The organism is Lactobacillus xylocopicola (assembly GCF_033096005.1).
Taxonomy (GTDB): domain Bacteria; phylum Bacillota; class Bacilli; order Lactobacillales; family Lactobacillaceae; genus Lactobacillus; species Lactobacillus xylocopicola.
The window spans coordinates 1,372,838-1,391,122 of the sequence record NZ_AP026803.1 but is presented as its reverse complement, the minus strand read 5'-3'; the positions used below and the strand labels follow the sequence as shown (position 1 = coordinate 1,391,122).

The 18,285-nt window shown below is 45.6% G+C and carries 21 protein-coding genes and 2 tRNA genes; 18 read left to right on the top strand and 5 right to left on the bottom strand.

Annotated features, from left to right (window positions below; translation table 11 throughout):
• The first annotated feature begins 75 nt into the window (after positions 1-75).
• The 7 genes from tyrS (at position 76) to R8389_RS06725 (ending at position 4,021) form a co-directional block, all read left to right on the top strand.
• Positions 76-1,341, top strand: a complete 1,266-nt coding sequence (tyrS, locus tag R8389_RS06755; protein ID WP_317637267.1) for a tyrosine--tRNA ligase — start codon at positions 76-78, stop codon at positions 1,339-1,341.
• A 54-nt stretch (positions 1,342-1,395) separates the two neighbouring features.
• Positions 1,396-1,620: an NUDIX domain-containing protein gene (locus R8389_RS06750; RefSeq protein WP_317637266.1), complete on the top strand. Its 225-nt coding sequence runs from the start codon at positions 1,396-1,398 to the stop codon at positions 1,618-1,620.
• Complete coding sequence (locus R8389_RS06745) at positions 1,621-1,797, top strand: NUDIX hydrolase (RefSeq protein WP_317637265.1); 177 nt, start codon at positions 1,621-1,623, stop codon at positions 1,795-1,797. It begins immediately after the preceding gene.
• Between the two features lie 98 nt (positions 1,798-1,895).
• Positions 1,896-2,234 (top strand): heavy metal-binding domain-containing protein, encoded by a 339-nt coding sequence (locus R8389_RS06740; RefSeq protein WP_317637264.1) that lies wholly within the window; start codon positions 1,896-1,898, stop codon positions 2,232-2,234.
• Positions 2,235-2,301: 67 nt separating this feature from the next.
• A tRNA-Thr gene (locus R8389_RS06735) sits at positions 2,302-2,374 on the top strand.
• A 115-nt stretch (positions 2,375-2,489) separates the two neighbouring features.
• Positions 2,490-3,338 carry a C39 family peptidase gene (locus R8389_RS06730; RefSeq protein ID WP_317637263.1) on the top strand — a complete coding sequence of 283 codons (849 nt, stop codon included), beginning with the start codon at positions 2,490-2,492 and terminating at the stop codon, positions 3,336-3,338.
• A gap of 29 nt (positions 3,339-3,367) precedes the next feature.
• Positions 3,368-4,021 (top strand): HD domain-containing protein, encoded by a 654-nt coding sequence (locus tag R8389_RS06725; protein ID WP_317637261.1) that lies wholly within the window; start codon positions 3,368-3,370, stop codon positions 4,019-4,021.
• On the opposite strand, the gene R8389_RS06720 is transcribed toward R8389_RS06725, so the two are convergent.
• Positions 4,018-4,521: a methylated-DNA--[protein]-cysteine S-methyltransferase gene (locus R8389_RS06720; RefSeq protein WP_317637260.1), complete on the bottom strand. Its 504-nt coding sequence runs from the start codon at positions 4,519-4,521 to the stop codon at positions 4,018-4,020. The genes R8389_RS06725 and R8389_RS06720 overlap by 4 nt on opposite strands.
• A gap of 295 nt (positions 4,522-4,816) precedes the next feature.
• Between R8389_RS06720 and R8389_RS06715 the strand changes: the two genes are divergently transcribed.
• The 5 genes from R8389_RS06715 to R8389_RS06695 all read left to right on the top strand — a co-directional run bounded on the left by R8389_RS06715 (position 4,817) and on the right by R8389_RS06695 (position 10,543).
• The gene (locus R8389_RS06715; RefSeq protein WP_317637259.1) at positions 4,817-5,908 is read left to right on the top strand and encodes a BMP family lipoprotein; all 1,092 of its coding nucleotides are present in this window, start codon (positions 4,817-4,819) and stop codon (positions 5,906-5,908) included.
• Between the two features lie 70 nt (positions 5,909-5,978).
• Positions 5,979-7,514 carry an ABC transporter ATP-binding protein gene (locus R8389_RS06710; RefSeq protein WP_317637258.1) on the top strand — a complete coding sequence of 512 codons (1,536 nt, stop codon included), beginning with the start codon at positions 5,979-5,981 and terminating at the stop codon, positions 7,512-7,514.
• Positions 7,507-8,640 (top strand): ABC transporter permease, encoded by a 1,134-nt coding sequence (locus R8389_RS06705; protein WP_317637257.1) that lies wholly within the window; start codon positions 7,507-7,509, stop codon positions 8,638-8,640. The genes R8389_RS06710 and R8389_RS06705 overlap by 8 nt, the downstream gene beginning before the upstream one ends.
• Positions 8,640-9,596, top strand: coding sequence for an ABC transporter permease (locus R8389_RS06700; RefSeq protein WP_317637256.1), 957 nt, complete (start codon positions 8,640-8,642; stop codon positions 9,594-9,596). Before R8389_RS06705 ends, R8389_RS06700 begins: the two co-directional genes overlap by 1 nt.
• An 8-nt stretch (positions 9,597-9,604) precedes the next feature.
• Positions 9,605-10,543 (top strand): nucleoside hydrolase, encoded by a 939-nt coding sequence (locus R8389_RS06695; protein WP_317637255.1) that lies wholly within the window; start codon positions 9,605-9,607, stop codon positions 10,541-10,543.
• Positions 10,544-10,593: 50 nt separating this feature from the next.
• Here R8389_RS06695 and R8389_RS06690 read toward each other — a convergent pair whose 3' ends face one another.
• Positions 10,594-11,910, bottom strand: coding sequence for a C1 family peptidase (locus R8389_RS06690; RefSeq protein ID WP_317637254.1), 1,317 nt, complete (start codon positions 11,908-11,910; stop codon positions 10,594-10,596).
• A gap of 128 nt (positions 11,911-12,038) precedes the next feature.
• Positions 12,039-12,461: an Hsp20/alpha crystallin family protein gene (locus R8389_RS06685; protein WP_317637253.1), complete on the bottom strand. Its 423-nt coding sequence runs from the start codon at positions 12,459-12,461 to the stop codon at positions 12,039-12,041.
• 207 nt (positions 12,462-12,668) lie between these two features.
• On the opposite strand from R8389_RS06685, the gene greA reads away from it, so the two are divergent.
• The 3 genes from greA (at position 12,669) to R8389_RS06670 (ending at position 15,291) form a co-directional block, all read left to right on the top strand.
• Entirely contained in the window at positions 12,669-13,130 is a 462-nt protein-coding gene (gene greA / locus R8389_RS06680; RefSeq protein WP_317637252.1) for a transcription elongation factor GreA, read from the top strand.
• Between the two features lie 76 nt (positions 13,131-13,206).
• A complete protein-coding gene (locus tag R8389_RS06675) occupies positions 13,207-14,520 on the top strand; it encodes a Y-family DNA polymerase (RefSeq protein ID WP_317638261.1) in 1,314 nt (437 codons plus the stop codon).
• Between the two features lie 108 nt (positions 14,521-14,628).
• Positions 14,629-15,291, top strand: a complete 663-nt coding sequence (locus R8389_RS06670; RefSeq protein WP_317637251.1) for a CPBP family intramembrane glutamic endopeptidase — start codon at positions 14,629-14,631, stop codon at positions 15,289-15,291.
• 40 nt (positions 15,292-15,331) lie between these two features.
• Here the strand turns inward: R8389_RS06670 and R8389_RS06665 are convergent.
• Both R8389_RS06665 and R8389_RS06660 read right to left on the bottom strand, forming a co-directional pair.
• A tRNA-Gly gene (locus tag R8389_RS06665) sits at positions 15,332-15,402 on the bottom strand.
• Positions 15,403-15,492: 90 nt separating this feature from the next.
• Complete coding sequence (locus R8389_RS06660) at positions 15,493-16,095, bottom strand: SOS response-associated peptidase family protein (protein WP_317637250.1); 603 nt, start codon at positions 16,093-16,095, stop codon at positions 15,493-15,495.
• Between the two features lie 97 nt (positions 16,096-16,192).
• On the opposite strand from R8389_RS06660, the gene trpS reads away from it, so the two are divergent.
• Genes trpS through R8389_RS06645 form a run of 3 tightly spaced genes read left to right on the top strand, consistent with a single transcriptional unit; the run spans position 16,193 to position 18,284 of the window.
• A complete protein-coding gene (gene trpS, locus R8389_RS06655; protein ID WP_317637249.1) occupies positions 16,193-17,212 on the top strand; it encodes a tryptophan--tRNA ligase in 1,020 nt (339 codons plus the stop codon).
• Between the two features lie 3 nt (positions 17,213-17,215).
• The gene (locus tag R8389_RS06650; protein WP_317637248.1) at positions 17,216-17,695 is read left to right on the top strand and encodes a deoxycytidylate deaminase; all 480 of its coding nucleotides are present in this window, start codon (positions 17,216-17,218) and stop codon (positions 17,693-17,695) included.
• Positions 17,625-18,284 carry a TPM domain-containing protein gene (locus R8389_RS06645; protein ID WP_425604627.1) on the top strand — a complete coding sequence of 220 codons (660 nt, stop codon included), beginning with the start codon at positions 17,625-17,627 and terminating at the stop codon, positions 18,282-18,284. Before R8389_RS06650 ends, R8389_RS06645 begins: the two co-directional genes overlap by 71 nt.
• Position 18,285 lies beyond the last annotated feature (1 nt).

Sequence of the window (18,285 nt, the reverse complement as noted above, 5' to 3'; positions counted from 1 at the left end):
ACGGCTAAGAGCAGTAATTTAGTCGTCCCTAGATTCATACCTGAATCTAGGGACTTTTTTATTGGAGGAAAACAAATGACGAATTTCGATATTTTGGCAGACTTAAAGTGGCGCGGTGCCATTAACCAGCAAACAGACGAAGCGGGTCTTGCTAAGTATTTGCAAGAGCATGATGACCTGGCCTTATACTGCGGAACCGATCCGACCGGCGATTCGCTCCATATCGGCCACTTGATTCCCTTCATGATTCTGAAAAGGTTCCAGCTAGCAGGTTATCACCCGGTAATTGTGATTGGTGGTGGTACTGGCTCAATTGGCGACCCCTCTGGTCGTAAGTCCGAGCGGGTGCTACTGAGTGCTGAAAAGCTGCATCAAAATGAACTGGCGTTAACTGCCCAAATGGAGCGCTTGTTTGGTACAGATAACTTCGAAATCATCAACAATGCGGAGTGGCTTAACCAGATTAGTCTGATTGATTTTTTACGTGACTATGGTAAGTATTTCCAGGTCAACAACATGCTCAATAAGGATGTGGTGGCGAGCCGGTTGGAAAATGGAATTTCTTTTACTGAGTTTTCTTATCAGATTTTGCAGGCTATTGACTTTTACCGTCTTAATAAGGACCACGACGTCCAAATGCAAATTGGTGGCAGTGATCAGTGGGGTAACATTACGGCCGGGATTGACCTGATTCATAAGCTGGCAGGTGCAAATCGTCAGGCCTTTGGCTTGACTATACCGTTAATGGTCAAGGCAGATGGGACTAAGTTCGGTAAGTCTGCAGGTGGAGCTGTGTGGCTTGACGCAGAGAAGACCAGCCCCTACGAGTTTTACCAATTCTGGATTAACCAAGATGATCGCGATGTGGTCAAGTACCTGAAGTACTTCACCTTTTTAAGTCATGAAGAAATCAATGAGTTGGAAGAGCAAGTTAAGAGTGAGCCCTGGAAGCGGACGGCCCAAAAGACCCTAGCCCAAGAAGTAACCAAGTTTGTCCACGGTGAGACGGGACTGCAGGAAGCAGAACTGGTTACTGCAGCCCTCTTTTCAGGAAATGTTAAAGACCTGACCGTTAAGCAGATTGAACAGGGACTCAAGCATGCACCAGCGGCTGAAAAGGATACTACTAGTCAGAATATTATTGACTTCCTTGTTGATACCAAGGTTGAACCGTCTAAGCGGCAGGCACGTGAGGATGTTCAGAATGGGGCAATTTATATCAATGGTGAGTGTCAGCAATCAGTTGATTTTGAGGTTGACCCGTCCAAGGCATTTGATGGCAAATATGTCATTGTCCGCAAAGGTAAGCGAAAGTATACTTTGGTTAGTATTAAGGACTAGGGCATAAGACGCGACCTACAAGTGGTGGTTTTTAACTAAGCAGGAGGCAAGCAGATGCGAGCACGAGTAGTACTTTATAATCCAAAAATGAAGGCCGTTCTACTAATTCACCGGATTAAAGACCAAAGAGCCTACTGGGTACTACCAGGGGGCGGCGCCAAGGGGGCAGAAACGCCTCTTCAAGCGGCAGTACGCGAGGTCGAAGAGGAGTTGGGGCTTAAGCTTGCGCCAACTAGTCTGCAGCAGCTGGCTAAGGTAGAGGACCACGGCGAAGAATAGTTGATTTTCTGGGTGGCAGTCGATGTAACTACAGCGCCCAAGATTGGCGGCGAAGAAAAAGACCGCGCTAGCAGCGATAATGTCTATGAACCAGCATGGGTTGACCTAAGCAGCTTGCGCAAAATCAACTTGATGCCACCTAAGTTTGTTAGCAAGATTATCGCAGCGTTGAAGTGAGCCCGCTTAACTTATTTTAAGGTTGACAAGTTAGCATAATGAATTCATAATTTAGTTTTAACAAATTATTTTAAGAGCCCATTACAGGAGGACAATCTATGAGCGACAGTCAACTTTTGGTTACCACTACGGAGAAAGTTCCCGGTATCGAGTATGAAGTGATTGGTGAAGTTTTTGGTTTGACGACCCAGTCAAAGAATATGTTTAAAGATTTGGGTGCGGGATTAAAATCGATGGTTGGTGGCGAAATTCGCAGTTATACCAAAATGCTGGAAGAGTCACGTCAACAGGCCTTAGACCGATTGCGTGCAGCAGCTCGTGAACAGGGGGCTGATGCAGTGGTGATGATGCGTTTTGACTCAGGCTCCATTGCCGGCGATATGCAATCTGTTGTTGCCTATGGTACGGCGGTTCGATACACCACGAATGTAGAATAATTAACTAATTAGACCCAAAAAAGTATCCATTGTCGCGACGTGGGTACTTTTTTGGTAGAATTGAAGTGCCGCTTTAGCTCAGCAGGTAGAGCACCGCCGTGGTAAGGAGGAGGCCCCCAGTTCAAATCTGGGAAGCGGCTTAACTCAAAAAACAAGACCGATTATGTGGTTGATCCTAATCAAGGTAAGTATTGGCTGCTGGTTAGCAAATTTGCGTGGAGCTACCACGTAGTAGTTAAGTAAAGGAGCGCGGAAATGAAAACTTCAAAACTGGTTAAGCTAAGTTTGTTGGTATTAGGAATTGGCTTAGTGATTGGAATAGCTCCAGCCAATCGCGCTACCATCAAGTCAGCCCGAAATTACAGTAGCCGTATAGTCCGAAGTAGCAACTGGAAGTTGTGGGCTGAGCCATATACCCAAGGTAGCCCAACGATGGGGACGACTAAGTCGCTAGCGGGTAAGTTAATGCAACTAGATAAGGTGGCTACCACTAAGACCGGCACCTACTTTCAAATTAGTCGGCGTGGTCGTACGTATGGGTGGGTAAATGCTGGCGCTTTGACTTTACCGGCCGTTTATAAGTTGCCGTACACCTATACCAGCCAGTTGTATCCCGTTTATGCACCCAATGGGTGTGAAGCGGCTAGTTTGAAAATGGCGTTGTCAGTTAAGGGCCTTGCCAGTAAGACGGATTTAAGGTCGATTATTGCTAAGATGCCTCGAGCGGCAAGGCCGACTGCGGGCTTTAATGGTGATCCATACACTAAAAGCCAACCGGGTGAAATTCGCACAATTTATCCTGGACCACTGACCAACTATGCTAAGACTTATACTAAGCTTGCAGCTAACCTTTCGGGGGCAGGCAAGCAAACTTTGATTACAGAAATAAAGCGCGGCAATCCAGTTATCTTTGCTGGTACATTACATATGCAACAGCGCGGTTCGTATCATGTATTGACCTTGGTAGGATACCAGCCCGGCCGCTTTTTAGTGGCCGATCCCTATATGAAAAAGAGTTCACCCAACAAAGTCTTTTGGGTGTCGACTAGTAAGTTCATGCAGTTGTATCGCAAGCAGCATTCACGGGCCGTGGTTATTCGTTAGCAGTTTGAGTATAAGAAGGGTTGATTAAGGTGGATTTAGTTAAAATAACAGATTTTGTCAAAGCACAATTAAAAAATGAAAAAACCGGTCATGATTTTTATCATGGGCAACGTGTGGCCCACTTGGCTAGTAAACTCTACTTACAAGACAATGCGGATGCACGCTCTAACAGCCGGATGGTAGCAATTATTCAGGCAGCCGGCTACTTGCACGACACAATTGACGAAAAGGTCTGTGCGGACCCTGAGGCGGTTTTGAAGCAGCTTACGGGTTTGCTGGCGCAAGTTGGCTTTAGTGAGTTAGAAGCCAAGGACATCTTGTTCACAATGCAGCACATGTCGTTTGCTAAGAACATTGAGCACCGCTATCAGCTACCCCTGTCCGGTCAATATGTCCAGGATGCAGACCGGATTGAAAGTTTAGGAGCAATTGGAATTGCTCGTGCGTTTACCTTTGGCGGGGCACATGGCAATGTGATTTATGATCCCCAGATTAAACCACAAAAGCTGGTCAGTCACAGTCAGTACCGTAAGCATACGGAAACAACGATTAACCATTTTGATGAAAAGTTATTCCAGTTAGAAGACTTGATGAATACGGTTGGCGGTACCAAGTTAGCACATGAGCGGACCGAGTTCATGCGGGCCTTTGTTGCTGAATTCAAGCACGAGTGGGAAGTCTAGCTAGTTTGTCGTTCCAGGCGTAAGAGGGCCCTTTTGCGCTCAATTCCACCAGCATAGCCCGTCAGTGAACCGTCACTACCGATAACGCGGTGGCAGGGAATAATCAAGGTTAGGGGATTGTGGCCAACTGCACCACCAATTGCCTGGGCCTGATTGACCTTGTTCGTCTGTCCTGCTTGCAAGCAATGAGAAAGTTCTTTATAGGTCACTGTTTGACCATAAGGAACTTTTTGTAATTCACCGAGTACTTTTTGGCGAAAAGGCGTAACGTCAAGCTTGATAGGGATAGCGGCCGGATCCGGATTTCGCCCGGCAAAATAGTCATTAAGCCAGTTGACCGCAAGACTTAGTGGTTGGGAAACAACGTTATCAGCTTGCTCCAAGTTGTAATGAGCGCCGTAGTATTTTTGTTCTGCAAACCATAGCCCAAGCAAGTAATAATCATTGCTCAGTAAGGTTATTTTACCCAAGTTCGATTGGTAGCTTCTTTGGTGCAGCATGGCCTGGCTCCCCCTAAAAATCTTTTACGCAAATAATTTCACTAGTAATTTTAGTCTAATAATGGCCATTTTAATAGCAAAGTGACTAATGAAATTTGCCCGAGCACTGGCCGAAAAAATAAAAATTTTAAAATTTTTCGTTGCTGTATACAAAAATTTGCTAGATCTAGCTTACTTCGTGGTCTATACCAATTAAGAATATTGTCACATCAACACTTTATCTTGTGTTAGATTTTTGACATAACCACTAAATGTTGATATTTTAGTAACTGGAATTAAAACCAGGAGGGCAAACATGAAAACTAAAGTTAAGAAGATTTTTTCACTCGCTGCGGTAACCGTTGCTGCGGGAGTGGCACTAACTGCGTGTGCTGGCAGAAAACAGGGTGGCAGTGGTAATTCGAGTGATAGTGCCAAGCATTCGATAGCCTTGATTACTGACACTGCCGGGGTCAATGACAACTCCTTCAACCAGTCTGCTTGGCAAGGCTTTAAGGATTATGGTAAGGAACACGATTTAAAGCGGGGCCGCAATGGTTACCAATACTTTCAGTCTAGTGGGGCCGCTGACTTTGAGCCCAACTTTGACCAGGCTAGCAAGGCTGGTTATCAAACAATCTTTGGTATCGGTTATAGCTTAAAGGATGCGGTTAGTGCAGCTGCTAAGAAGTATCCTAAAAAGAACTTTGTTATTGTCGATGAAGTAATTAAGGGTCAGAAAAACGTTGCTTCTGCTAACTTTAGAAGTGAGCAAGCCTCATATCTGGCTGGTGTAGTCGCAGCAACAGAAACCAAAACAAATACGATTGGCTTCATTGGTGGTGCTCACGGCGACATTATTGACCTCTTTGATGCTGGGTTTACGCGGGGCGTCCACGATCAAGCCAAAAAATTGGGCAAGAAAATCACACTGCTGAACCAGTACGTGGGTGATTTCAAGAGCGCCGACAAAGAAAAGGCCATTGCTCGTTCAATGTATGCTAAAAAGGCTGACATTATCTTCCATGCTTCAGGGTTGGCTGGTAATGGACTGTTCCAAGAGGCCAAAGCCATTAACCAAGATCGTCCTGCTGATAAAAAGGTGTGGGCAATCGGCGTCGACTCAGACCAATCATACCTTGGCAACTATAAGACTAAGGATGGCAAGAAAGACAACTTTGTGATGACTTCAGTTATTACCGGGGTTGATATTGCAACCAAGGACATTTCCGACCGGGCATACCAGGGCAAGTTCCCTGGTGGGCAAAACCTGGTTTATGGGCTAAAGACGGACGGAGTTTCGATCAAGCGGGGAAAAGTTAGTGCTAAGGCCTGGAAGTATTCCCGTGATGCACGCCAAGACATTATAAACGGTAAAATTAAGGTGCCGCTGCACCCGGCTAAATAATAGTAAGTTGCTTTAAAGACTCTTTGTATGCTGATGCAAAGAGTCTTTTACAGAGGAAATTAACAATAATATGAACGAGACGACAAATGTAATTGAAATGCGGCACATCGTCAAGGATTTCAATGGGTTCAAGGCTAATGATGACATTAATTTAACGTTAAAGCAGGGCGAAATTCTGGCTTTACTTGGTGAAAATGGCGCCGGTAAGTCAACCTTAATGAGTATTTTGTCCGGATTGATGATGCCTACTGCGGGTGAAATTAAGGTGCGCGGCCAGGAAGTCGCTGTTAAAAATCCAACTGTTGCCAAAGATTTAGGAATTGGAATGGTGCACCAACACTTTATGTTGATGGATTCCTTTACTGTTCTGGAAAACATTATTCTGGGCCATGAACCAAGCCATGGCCCGAAGCTGGATTTTACCAAGGCCAAGCAGGAAATTGAGGCCTTGTCGGATTGCTATAACCTCAACGTTGATCCGCTCAAAAAGGTAAGTGAGATTACGGTAGCGCAGCAGCAACGCGTAGAAATTCTTAAGATTCTTTACCGCGGTGCTGACATCATGATTTTTGACGAACCAACTGCTGTTTTGACCCCGCAAGAAATTACGGAATTCATCCAAATTTTGAAGGAACTGGCCGCTGAAGGCAAGTCCATTATCTTAATTACCCATAAGCTTGAGGAAATTAAGCGGACTGCTGATGAGGTGACGGTTATTCGCGCTGGACAAAGCGTGGGCACCTTTAAGGTAAAGGAGGTTTCGGACAACCGTTTAGCGGAGCTAATGGTTGGGCGGCACGTCAATATGCAGTTGGATAAGCCCAGCACTGAATTGGGTCAGACCATGCTGAAGGTAGACAAGCTCAAAGTGAAAAATAGGCAAGCAGTTTGGGCACTCAAGGGGCTGTCCTTTGACCTGCGGGGCGGTGAGATTTTGGGTGTTGCTGGGATTGACGGCAACGGTCAGGATGAACTGGTGCGGGCACTAACTGGCTTGCAGCACGTTGACTCAGGGCACGTAATCATTGCTGATCAGGACATGACCAACCAAAATGTGCGTAAGATCACTTCTAGCGGGGTTGCGCATATTCCAGCTGACCGCCAAAAATACGGCTTAATTTTGCCATTTTCGGTTGCGGCCAATCTTAGTCTGCAGACCTACTATCAAGCACCGTTTTCAAAGTACAATGTAATGCACCATGAGGTCATTAATAAGTTCGCTGATGACCTTATTGACCAGTATGATATTAGGACAAAGGGTAGTGCAGAACCGGTTGGCGACCTATCTGGTGGAAATCAGCAAAAGGTCATTATTGCGCGCGAGTTGAGCCGTGATAGTAACCTGATTATTGCCTTTCAGCCGACCCGCGGTTTGGACGTTGGTGCAATCGAGTACATTCACCAGCAGTTATTGCTTGAACGAGCCAAGGGCAAGGCGATTCTGCTGGTGTCCTATGAATTGGATGAAATCATGCAACTTTCAGACCGTATTATTGTCCTGCATGACGGCACTATTTCGGGTGAAGTAAAGCCGGAAGAAACCAGTGATGAGGAACTAGGCCTGCTAATGACGGGCTTCAAGAAAGAAGGTACAACTCTTGCTTAAAGTGACTCCTAAAACAAAAAGAATTTTGGTGCCCTTAATCTCAATTATTGCGGGTTTTTTAATCGGTGCGCTGATCATGCTAGTGTGGAGTTACAATCCGCTGGACGCTTACACGTCGATGTTTACTAGCGCTCTGGGCAACTTGAACGGGCTTGGTGAGACCATCCGTGAAGCCACGCCCCTGATTTTTACTGCTATTGGCTTTGCCATTGCTTCGCAGGCGGGTTTTTTCAATATTGGCTTGCCAGGACAGGCGCAGGCCGGCTGGCTTGCAGCAATTTGGGTCGTGCTAGCTAATCCGCAACTGCCTAAAGTTATCCTGCTTCCACTGGCCATTGTTAGCGGCGTCTTAGCTGGTGCTGTAGTGGCAGGACTGGCCGGCGGCTTGCGGGCCCAGTTTGGCACTAACGAAGTAATTACGACGATTATGATTAATTACATTGTCTTGTATACTTGTCAGTACTTAACTCAGCAAGTGATGCCGGCTAGGCTACGCCTAGATATTGACACGACTAAGACCATCAGCGCTAACGGTAGCCTGAAGATTCCTTGGTTGAGTACGATGTTTGGCGATTCGCGGATCAATGCTGGCATCTTCATTGCAATCGTGGCCGTTTTCTTTTACTGGTATCTAATGAAAAAGACGACAACTGGTTTTGAAATCCAGGCGGTTGGAACTAATCCCTTTGCTAGTCGGTATGCTGGCATGTCGACTAAGAAGAATATCATGATCTCGATGCTTCTATCAGGTGGCTTTGCTGGTTTGGGCGGTGTCGTCCAAGGCCTGGGGACTTACCAGAACTACTTTACGCAAACCACTAGTCTTGATATTGGTTGGGATGGACTGTCCGTTGCCCTTTTGGGAGGTGGGACCGCGTTAGGTATTTTGCTGGCCGCCATCTTGTTTTCAATTTTAAAGATTGGTGGTCTAGGCATGCAAACAATTGCCGGGATTCCGTATGAAATTGTGTCCATTGTGATTGCCGCAATCATCTTTTTCGTAGCAATCCAATACGTTATTGGGCTGCTATTTAAGAATAAGCAAACCACCCAAAGCAAGCGCCGGGAAACAATTACCAAAGAATCAGCTAGCCACCGGCAGGCTAGTGAAGGAGGACAGGTCTAATGAATCTAATGACAATTTTACCCTTATTGGTGTCTTCGACTTTTGTTTACTCCACGCCCTTAATTTTTACTGCTTTAGGTGGGGTATACAGTGAAAATTCCGGTATCACCAACATTGGTCTAGAAGGGATTATGACGATGGGCGCCTTTGCTTCAATTGTCTTTAACCTGACTTTTGCCTCGACTTTCGGTACCCTGACGCCGTGGCTGGGGATTGTGGTTGGTGGTCTGGTTGGCGTACTCTTTGCCCTCCTGCATGCAGTTGCAACAATCAACTTTCACGCTGACCATATTATCAGTGGAACGGTCTTGAACTTGATGGCCCCGCCCTTAGGTGTATTTTTAGTTAAAGCTATTTATGACAAAGGTCAAACGGAAAATATTAGTCAGAGCTTTGGATATTTTAGCTTTCCCGGCTTGGCTAATATCCCGGTTATCGGTCCTATTCTGTTTAAGGATACGTCTGCACCAGCCTGGCTTGCCATTGTCCTAGCATTCATCCTGTGGTGGGTGTTATACAAGACCCGCTTTGGCTTGCGGCTGCGTTCTTGCGGGGAAAATCCACAGGCGGCTGACACGATGGGGGTCAATGTTTACGGTATGCGCTACGCAGGTGTGTTGATTTCTGGCTTTTTGGGCGGCATTGGTGGGGCGGTCTTTGCCGAGGCGATTTCTGGTAACTTTTCCGTTTCTACAATTGCTGGTCAAGGTTTTATGGCCTTAGCCGCGATGATTTTCGGTAAATGGAACCCACTTGGCGCGATGCTTGCTTCACTATTTTTTGGTTTTGCCCAGAGTCTTAGCATTATCGGTAATCAGTTGCCGTTTTTCAACCATATTCCGGCTGTTTACATGCAGATTGCACCATATGTGATTACGATTGTGATACTGGTTTTGTTCTTTGGTAAGTCAGTTGCACCTGCAGCCGACGGTCAAAATTATATTAAGTCTAAGTAGGGAGAACGATGAAAGAAATTTATTTTAACCATGACGGCAATATTGATGACCTGGTGTCGTACTTGCTTTTTTTGCAAGCCCCCAACATTAAACTATTAGGTGTTAGCGCAATTGATGCCGACGGCTATGTAGATCCAGCTGTCGCAGTTTGTCAAAAGCTGACCGACCGTTTCAACTTACGTGGTGACAAGTTAGAAGTTGCCAGGTCAACTTCTCGCGCCGTCAATCAGTTTCCAGCAGAGTGGCGGACGGCCTCATATTCCTTCAACTACCTGCCAATGTTAAATGAAGCCGGTAAAGTGGTCACTAAGCAGGCGCAGCAGCCGGCGCACTTAGATATGATAGCCAAGCTTGAACAGGCGAGCGCGCCAGTAACTTTGGTGATGACCGGACCTTTAACTGATCTAGCCCGAGCACTTGATGCCAGTCCGGCAATTGAAACTAAAATTGCTCGACTTTATTGGATGGGTGGGTCACTTAATGGCCATGGCAATGTGGTTCAGGTCAATGCCGACGGCAGCCAGGAATGGAATGCCTTCTGGGACCCAGATGCCGTTGCTCGCGTTTTAGACTCGGCTATTCCAATGCAGGTGGTGGGACTTGAAAGTAGCGAGGAATTACCCTTAACCGATGAACTCAGAATGCATTGGGCTCGCCTGCGCAAGTACCCAGCCATTGACTTAGTGGGGCAAGCTTACAGTCTCTTGGTTAATCCACCGATTCAAACCGCTCAGCTGTACTTCTGGGATGTTTTGACGACTATTAGTGCACTTTATCCAGAAGTTGTTGCGCGGGTAGAGCAGCACCGGGTCAAGGTAATTACCGCTGGCTTGGCTGCTGGCCGGTTGGTTGATGATCCAAATGGTCGCGAGCTTACCCTAGTAACCAAGGCTGATAAAGAAAAATTTTTCCAGCGGTTTGATGAACTGCTCATGCGAACTAACTAAAAAACGAGATTCTTGTGAATCTCGTTTTTTGTTTGCATCTTAATTTATTACTAGGCAAGTGAATCCCAGGCGGGTAGGTCGGTTACTGGGCCTTCTGCCAAGGCGACTTGGTCGGGGGTTAGGTACTTCTTGTGGACAACTACTTCATAAGTATAGTCTCTGAACCAGTCGTTATTCATGACAAAGAAGCCCTTGTCGCCGTTCTTTTCACCCCAGGAATTTTCCACTTTCCATTGGCGGATGTGGCCCTGGTCTTCGTCAACCCCCACAATGGTCATGGCATGAGTGGAAGCTCCAGCTCCGGTACGTAGTCGGTCACCCTTAGACATTTTGAGGTCAACCCCATATAAGTCAGTGTACTGGTACAGGTCGCTGTTGAGGTAACCCTGCTGGCGGTCGCTTTGGGCACCAACTTCATTGCCAAACCAGACGGCTTCGCCGTCTTTTAATTGACTAACGGATGCTGATTCGAGATATTCCATTGGTACGTTGAGAAACTTGATACGATAAGATCCTGCTACATTGTCTTCAAAGGGTAAAGCATACAGTTTGTTATATTCATGGTCGGGCGCGTTAGTTAGGACAACGTAGTCATCGAAGTCAACGTCGCCCATATACTTGTGCAAGAACTCGAGTGGTGTCAAGTCCTTGTCCAAGTGGTAGTTTTTGTCGTCGTCGCGGTATTCGAGATCAAACTTCCGGGGCGGCTCACCGACTGCAATAGCCGTCATTTGGTACACTTCACTCAAGAGTTGCTCGCGTACTTTGGCAAGTTGATCTTCCTGACCTTTTTGCTTTAACGCGCGCAGCACTAGGGCATCTTTTCTCAGCTTGTCGCCAAGTGTCTTGGCAAAGGCATGAGTATTGTTGGTGTTAGCATTCTCCGGCATGGCATAAGATGGTACTACCCCATATTTTGCTATTAGGGCAGCGGCCATGTGAAATTGTCCGCCGTCTGCTCCCGCATCTTCAAGGTAAGCCTTAACGGTACGGGAGTCTAGTGCCTGGTCAGCAGTAGCTAGAATGTTCTCATAAAAAATATTTGCGCGTTCAATCTTGTCCCAGAAGAAGTTGTAGCTTTGCGAGAAGGTGAAGTTCTTAACGTGGTGCTGCTTGCCAAAGTTATGGCGCAAAATATTGAGTGTCGCAAACTCCCAGCAGCGCCCCGATTGGCGCTGGTTAGTAACGTTTTCAGTGTCTAGTTCAGTTGAAAAAACCCGATTTAATTCAGCTTGCACCCGCTCGTTATATGCGGCGGCCTGTACGCCACTCTTTTGAGCGGCGCGGGCAATAACTTGATTTTTAGGGTTGGCATTGAATTGGTCTGCAAATTTTTCGATTTCTTGGACGGTAACCTGATGTCCCATAAATTAATCTCCTTTTTAATTTAATTTTAAATTATCTTCTATTCTAAGCCAAAACAAAAACGAGTTCAATATTTGAACTCGTTTTACCAAAGTAATTATCTTGGGGTGTCCTAAAACGCTCTGGAAAGCTAGTCGATTTGGATCGAGTTTTCGCTTTCATTAGCGCTTTGTTTTGGTAGGTTAATGGTCAGTACCCCATTGTCATACTTGGCATGGATGTCACTAGCTGCAACATTTGGGAGCCTGAAGCTACGGGAGATGTGACCCTCACTTCTTTCGCGGTGGATAAGACTACCATCTTTGGACATGTCCTTAAAGGACTTGCGCGAACCTGAAACGCTCAAAATACCGTTGTTATAACTAAGGTTAATCTTGTCCTTATCCATGCCGGGCAGGTCAACTTTAATAACGTATTCGTGGTCGTTTTCCACGACATCTGCCTGCATTAATTTTGCCATTTCATTGTTGTCAAAAATTTTCTTTGGAAGATCAAACCAGTCATTCATCGCATCAAAAATGTCATTGTGCCGATTCATCATTTCATTTGCCATAGTAAAAACTTCCTTTCAAATTAACTTTATTTTGTAACGGAAGACTTTCATTTCTTCCTTACACTGCTTATTATAGTATGCAGATTAGGAAAAATAAAATAATTAGCACTCTTTATTTTTTAGTGCCAAATAAGTCGCTTAAATGCTGGTAAAATAGGATTAAATGCTTGTGGATAATTTTAAAAGAAAAAGTAGGGAGAGAAAATAATGGTTTATTATCAAAAAATGACCCCAACCGGTTACCAAAAAATCAAGGATGAGATTACTCGGTTAAAGAAGGACCGGCCCCGTCGGATTAAGATTTTGCAGGAGGCACGAGCCTTAGGCGACCTGTCAGAAAACACTGAATATACGGAAGCTAAACGGGACTTGGGACACTTGCAGAGCAGGTTGCGTTACTTGGACAAGCAGTTAAAGTATGCCGAAATTGTTGAAAAAAGCGCAGACGGCAAGGTTGACTTAGGCAAAACCGTCACTTTGAAATTTGCTGATGAGGAAGAAACAGTGGAGTATCAACTTGTGGGCCAGCTGGAAGCCGATCTTACAGCCGGTAAGGTGGCCTATGATTCACCATTGGGACAGTCCATCATGAAAAAAACGGTCGGAAGTAAGGTTAAGGTAGAAGCACCAGCTGGTGAATACCAGGTAACTATCATTGCGATTAAATAAGTTTTCACTTGCTTGTTCAAACGTATGTTTGTATAATTGATAATCGAACAGTAGTTTGGAACAGAGGGTGAAGATGATGTATGATTACCGCTATGAACCGCATCGCGTGATTTTGATGATTGATAACAAGTCTTTTTTTGCCAGTTGTGAGGCACTTAAGCGGGGACTCAATCCGATGAAGGCAGTATTAGCAGTGGTTTCCCACCAGCCTGACAGTAAAGCGGGCGCGGGATTAATCATGGCAGCGTCGCCACTGGCAAAAAAGAAGTATGGTTTGACTAATGTGATGCGAGTGCGTGACCTACCTAATAGTGATGCGGCCCCCGATTTGATCTTAGTAGAACCACATATGAACTTATATATCAGGCGTAGCATGCAAGTGCTGGACATTTTGCGGGAATATGCAGCTGAGGAGGACATCCATGCCTATTCAATTGATGAGTCGATGATTGACATGACCAAGTCCTGGCACTTGTTTGGTGACGATCCTTACTTGGTGGCACGGCAAATTCAAGTAAAAATTAGAAAGGAGCTGGGACTATACACGACTTGTGGGATCGGTGAAAATCCCCTACTGGCCAAGTTGGCAATGGATACTTCGGCTAAACACCGGGAATCGATGATTGATTACTGGCACTACATTGATGTGCCCGACACAATTTGGCGGCTTCCTAATTTAGAAGACGTTTGGGGGATTGGCAAGAGAACGGCCAAGCGTCTGCACCGGTTACAGATTAATAATATGTATGAATTAGCTCACACTGATCCGGCTATTTTACAAAAAGAATTCGGGGTTATTGGCGCACAATTATTTGCCATGAGTTGGGGGGTTGACCGTAGTATCATCAGCCAAAAGTACCAACCGCGGACGAAAAGCTATGGTAATTCGCAAATCTTAACGAGGGATTATACGGTCCAACGTGAGCTGGAAATCGTCCTCCGTGAAATTGGTGAGCAGGTGGCCGCTCGGATTCGGGCACATCACCTGCAGGCCGGCTGCCTTAGTCTGCATATTGGCTTTTCACGATATCAGCAAGATGGCAACCGCAAGGGTTTCAGCGTTCAGCAAAAAATTCTTCCCACTAATGACACTGACCTGCTGGTGCAAGAACTCATTGCACTTTTGCGCAAAAATTGGCATGGCGAGCCTGTCCGAGAAATAGGAGTAAGTTGTAGCCACTTGGTCCCTGCAACTAGCGACCAGCTAACTTTTTTTGTTCAACCTACTGAACAGCTAAAAAAACATACCATTGATCTGACTATCGATCGGATTAGACAAAGGTACGGTTTTACCAGTCTAATCCGGGCTTCCAGTCTGTTGCCGGGGGCGACCGCCATCAGACGTAGCAGCCTGGTTGGTGGTCACAATGGTGGTAATGCTTATGAGTAAGCATTACGGCCGGTCTGCAGGAGAAAAAACAGCTGGCATTTCATAAAGCGGCCTTTTTTTGCTATAATATGGGACTTGTAAGGTACACATTGGATAGAGGTAATTTTTGTGAATACACCAGCATCAAGAGAAGGCAACCTAATTCGCTATGCCATTTACTTAATTGGCTACATAATGGTTGCTGGCGTAGTTAAGCTTGTTACTAACAATTCACCAATTCACATCTGGGATTTAATTTTATTTGTCACGATTTCACTGATGGTTTTGTTGTTTTTTATTTATCGTTTTAACCGGGAGCAGCGTTATTTCGACCGCAGTTTCACGGGCTCATGGTTGAGTGAATTCGGTCTTATTGTGGGCTTGACGGTGGTCGTGACGGTTCTGCGGATCAGCGTGTCGTGGTTACAGTCTTATGGCAAACTCAAACTGTATGGCTTTCAGCTTGACTACTTGCACCATGAAGCAAGTGGTACGTACTGGTTTTTATTATTGGCAGTAGGTATTGTCGTACCTGTGCTGCAGGAATTTCTGGCGACTGGATTTTTGTTTAACTATGCCTTCCGGCGTAACACCGTAATGACAGCTGCGCTGGGGACACTTGCTTCGGGCTTGGTCTTTAGCCTGCTCAATTGGCAAAATTCGCTGCCGTTACTGGTGGTCAATTTGATCTTTGGTGCCATCTTTGCTTGGTCTTACCTCTATACCCAAACGCTCTGGATGCCTGTCTACTTGGCAATAGTTAACGGATTGATCTTGGTTATTATGACCTAACAAAAAAAGGCAATGACTTAAGTCATTGCCTTTTTTTTCAAGCGGATAGCGTGAATCGAACCCGCATCTTCAGCTTGGGAAGCTAACGTTCTACCATTAAACTATACCCGCATTACTGAACCAGTTTACCATGTTTTTGGTCTAAATCCAAGTTTCGATTTAAAAAATTTAGACCGGTAACTAGCAAAAGTAGCAGATTGGCTATTGTCTTTGCGGTATTTTGCTGACAGCTAGGGGTATCTGACTACGGTCAAGCAATGAAGTAAAGTTTTGAAAGAGCCACTGCCGCAATTCCTGGGGTTGAATGACTAAGGGCATTCGGTCATGAAGTGGTGCCATCACTGAATTAGGGGCAGTCGTCACCATGGCGAAATGGTCTTCTTGATAAATTCCGGCAATTAAGGTCAATGGTTCAGTTTCATTGCGAAAACTGAAACGTTCATGGTAACGGCGGCCGTTGCTAGCTAGATAAGTTTGCGGCCCGGATTCAAAGAATTGCTTGGCAATAATGAGACAACGCCGTTTGGCAAAGGAGCTGTTCCACAGCGACGGTTTTTCCGCAAAAAAGCGTTCAATACGAGCATTGAAGATTACCTTGTTGGCGAATAAACTGGGATAACCCCAGGTCTTTTTGTCTAAGATTAACTGCTTATCTTGAAAAAGCAAGACAGGTGCAGCCGCTTGGGGAAAGATTTGCTGCGCTTGCGGAAGCTGAGCAGCTGGTTCGACCAGTGGTAAGTTTAAGTCCTGTATCAGATATTTGCTAATTTCAGCCAGACTGGCTAATTGAAATTGATTGCACATTTTTCTCTCCGTATTTAATCATCACTTGATTTTTGGTAGAATTGACTATAATTAGCAGATGAAATAGGTTTTAAAAGTTCAAGGAAGGCAAGATAGAATGAATAAGAAAGTTATCCTAACAGGCGATCGCCCAACTGGGAGATTGCATGTGGGCCACTACATTGGTTCTTTAAAAAATCGGGTTAGACTGCAAAATACTGGTGATTACCACCCGTTCATTATGATTGCCGACACTCAGGCCCTGACTGACAATGCCCGTGATCCCGAAAAAATCCGCACCAGCCTCGTGCAAGTTGCCCTGGACTATCTGGCGGTGGGACTTGATCCAACTATTTCAACCATCTTCGTGCAGTCGCAAATTCCAGCTTTGTTCGAACTGACAGCTTATTATATGGACCTGGTAACGGTTAGCCGCTTGGAGCGTAATCCCACTGTGAAGGCTGAGATTAAGCAAAAAGGCTTTACTGAGTCCCTACCAGTAGGCTTTTTGAATTATCCAGTGTCTCAAGCAGCCGATATTACGGCCTTTAAAGCAACACTGGTGCCGGTTGGCGATGATCAGGCACCGATGCTTGAACAAACCCGTGAGATCGTGCGGACTTTCAACCGTGTATATAATTGTCAGGTGCTGGTTGAACCGGAAGGTTATTTTCCGACCCAAGGCCAGGGGCGGTTGCCTGGACTCGATGGCAATGCCAAAATGTCCAAGTCATTGAATAATGCGATTTACCTGTCTGATGATGCAGCAACTGTCAAGCAGAAGATCATGTCAATGTACACTGATCCGGGGCATATTCATGTCGAGGATCCAGGCAAGGTTGAAGGTAATACGGTCTTTACCTATCTTGATATTTTTGCCCCTGATAAGGATAAGGTAGCAGAATTGAAAGAAGATTACCAAAAAGGTGGCTTGGGCGATGTCAAAATTAAACGTTACCTGAACGAAGTAATGGAAGCAGAATTGAGTCCAATTCGGGCTCGCCGGGCCCACTTTGAGCAAAATTTAGCTGAGGTTGAGGAGATGCTGGTAGCAGGCTCAGACCAGGCCAATCAAGTAGCTAATCAAACTCTGACTGAGGTGCGTGAGGCAATTGGCCTGAATTACTTTAAGAGGTAAAAAATGCGTAAACGGATTCCTTGGAAACAATACTTTATGATGCAAGCACTGGTGATTGCCCAACGCTCAACTTGTGCGCGAGCGCTTGTTGGTAGTGTCTTGGTCAAGGACAATCGAATTATCGGAACCGGCTACAACGGTTCCGTGACGGGGGCTCCGCATTGTGATGACGTCGGTCATCAGATGGTGGATGGGCATTGTGTGCGGACAATTCACTCGGAAATGAACTCGTTGATTCAATGTGCCAAGAACGGAGTTTCGACTGCCGCTACGGAAATCTATGTAACGCACTTTCCTTGTTACAATTGTGCCAAAGCACTGACGCAGGCCGGAGTCAAAAAAGTTAATTATTACTTTGACTATCATGATAGTCCGTTAACCATAGCGTTGTTTAAAGAATGTGGGGTGCCCTATGAGCAAATTAAAATTGACCGCGACTACGTGGAGCAATTGGCTCAAATGCTGGCAGACGTTGAAAACTAAGTTGACGTTAATGCTTGCCTTGGTGGGGGTGTTTTGCACGATGACGGCTTTTACCAATCCCAACGTCAAAGACAATAGTCATCTGCTGGACCGTGAAACCAGTAAGTTGATTATGGCTAAGAACGATCGTTATCTGCAGACGAGTGAGCAACCGCGAATTATTGTGCAGACAGTAAACCGGGTGAATCATTTAACGCCCAAAAAACTGAGTAAGTATAAACACACCGTCTTTATCGTGGTAGGTAGTAAAGATCAGAAGCGTAACGTCCAGATTTATACCAGTAAGGACTTACACGGCGGCTTTACCGCGGATATTCGCGGTAGCATCATTCGGGCACAGTCCGACCGCTTGCGCAGCAATAACCGCCAAAAATTTAATCAAGGCTTACGCTTCGTCTTTAGAGCATGTGCGACCACCATTGACCAACAGTATCAGTATTCGCTTGATAAGTACGACTTGTCGGCGGAGGAACGCGCCCAAATCACGCATCCCCACCGGCTAGCACTTCCAATTGCCCTAGCCCTCGTGGTCGTTTTGGGGGGACTGGCTTTATTCTTTAAAAATAACTTGCACTCAAAAAATAAGTAAA

Coding starts and splice junctions, on each gene's coding strand:
- tyrS (WP_317637267.1), top strand. CDS start 76: ATGACGAATTTCGATATTTTGGCAGACTTAAAGTGGCGCGGTGCCATT.
- R8389_RS06750 (WP_317637266.1), top strand. CDS start 1,396: ATGCGAGCACGAGTAGTACTTTATAATCCAAAAATGAAGGCCGTTCTA.
- R8389_RS06740 (WP_317637264.1), top strand. CDS start 1,896: ATGAGCGACAGTCAACTTTTGGTTACCACTACGGAGAAAGTTCCCGGT.
- R8389_RS06730 (WP_317637263.1), top strand. CDS start 2,490: ATGAAAACTTCAAAACTGGTTAAGCTAAGTTTGTTGGTATTAGGAATT.
- R8389_RS06720 (WP_317637260.1), bottom strand. CDS start 4,521: ATGCTGCACCAAAGAAGCTACCAATCGAACTTGGGTAAAATAACCTTA.
- R8389_RS06715 (WP_317637259.1), top strand. CDS start 4,817: ATGAAAACTAAAGTTAAGAAGATTTTTTCACTCGCTGCGGTAACCGTT.
- R8389_RS06710 (WP_317637258.1), top strand. CDS start 5,979: ATGAACGAGACGACAAATGTAATTGAAATGCGGCACATCGTCAAGGAT.
- R8389_RS06700 (WP_317637256.1), top strand. CDS start 8,640: ATGAATCTAATGACAATTTTACCCTTATTGGTGTCTTCGACTTTTGTT.
- R8389_RS06695 (WP_317637255.1), top strand. CDS start 9,605: ATGAAAGAAATTTATTTTAACCATGACGGCAATATTGATGACCTGGTG.
- R8389_RS06690 (WP_317637254.1), bottom strand. CDS start 11,910: ATGGGACATCAGGTTACCGTCCAAGAAATCGAAAAATTTGCAGACCAA.
- R8389_RS06685 (WP_317637253.1), bottom strand. CDS start 12,461: ATGGCAAATGAAATGATGAATCGGCACAATGACATTTTTGATGCGATG.
- greA (WP_317637252.1), top strand. CDS start 12,669: ATGGTTTATTATCAAAAAATGACCCCAACCGGTTACCAAAAAATCAAG.
- R8389_RS06675 (WP_317638261.1), top strand. CDS start 13,207: ATGTATGATTACCGCTATGAACCGCATCGCGTGATTTTGATGATTGAT.
- R8389_RS06660 (WP_317637250.1), bottom strand. CDS start 16,095: ATGTGCAATCAATTTCAATTAGCCAGTCTGGCTGAAATTAGCAAATAT.
- trpS (WP_317637249.1), top strand. CDS start 16,193: ATGAATAAGAAAGTTATCCTAACAGGCGATCGCCCAACTGGGAGATTG.
- R8389_RS06650 (WP_317637248.1), top strand. CDS start 17,216: ATGCGTAAACGGATTCCTTGGAAACAATACTTTATGATGCAAGCACTG.
- R8389_RS06645 (WP_425604627.1), top strand. CDS start 17,625: ATGAGCAAATTAAAATTGACCGCGACTACGTGGAGCAATTGGCTCAAA.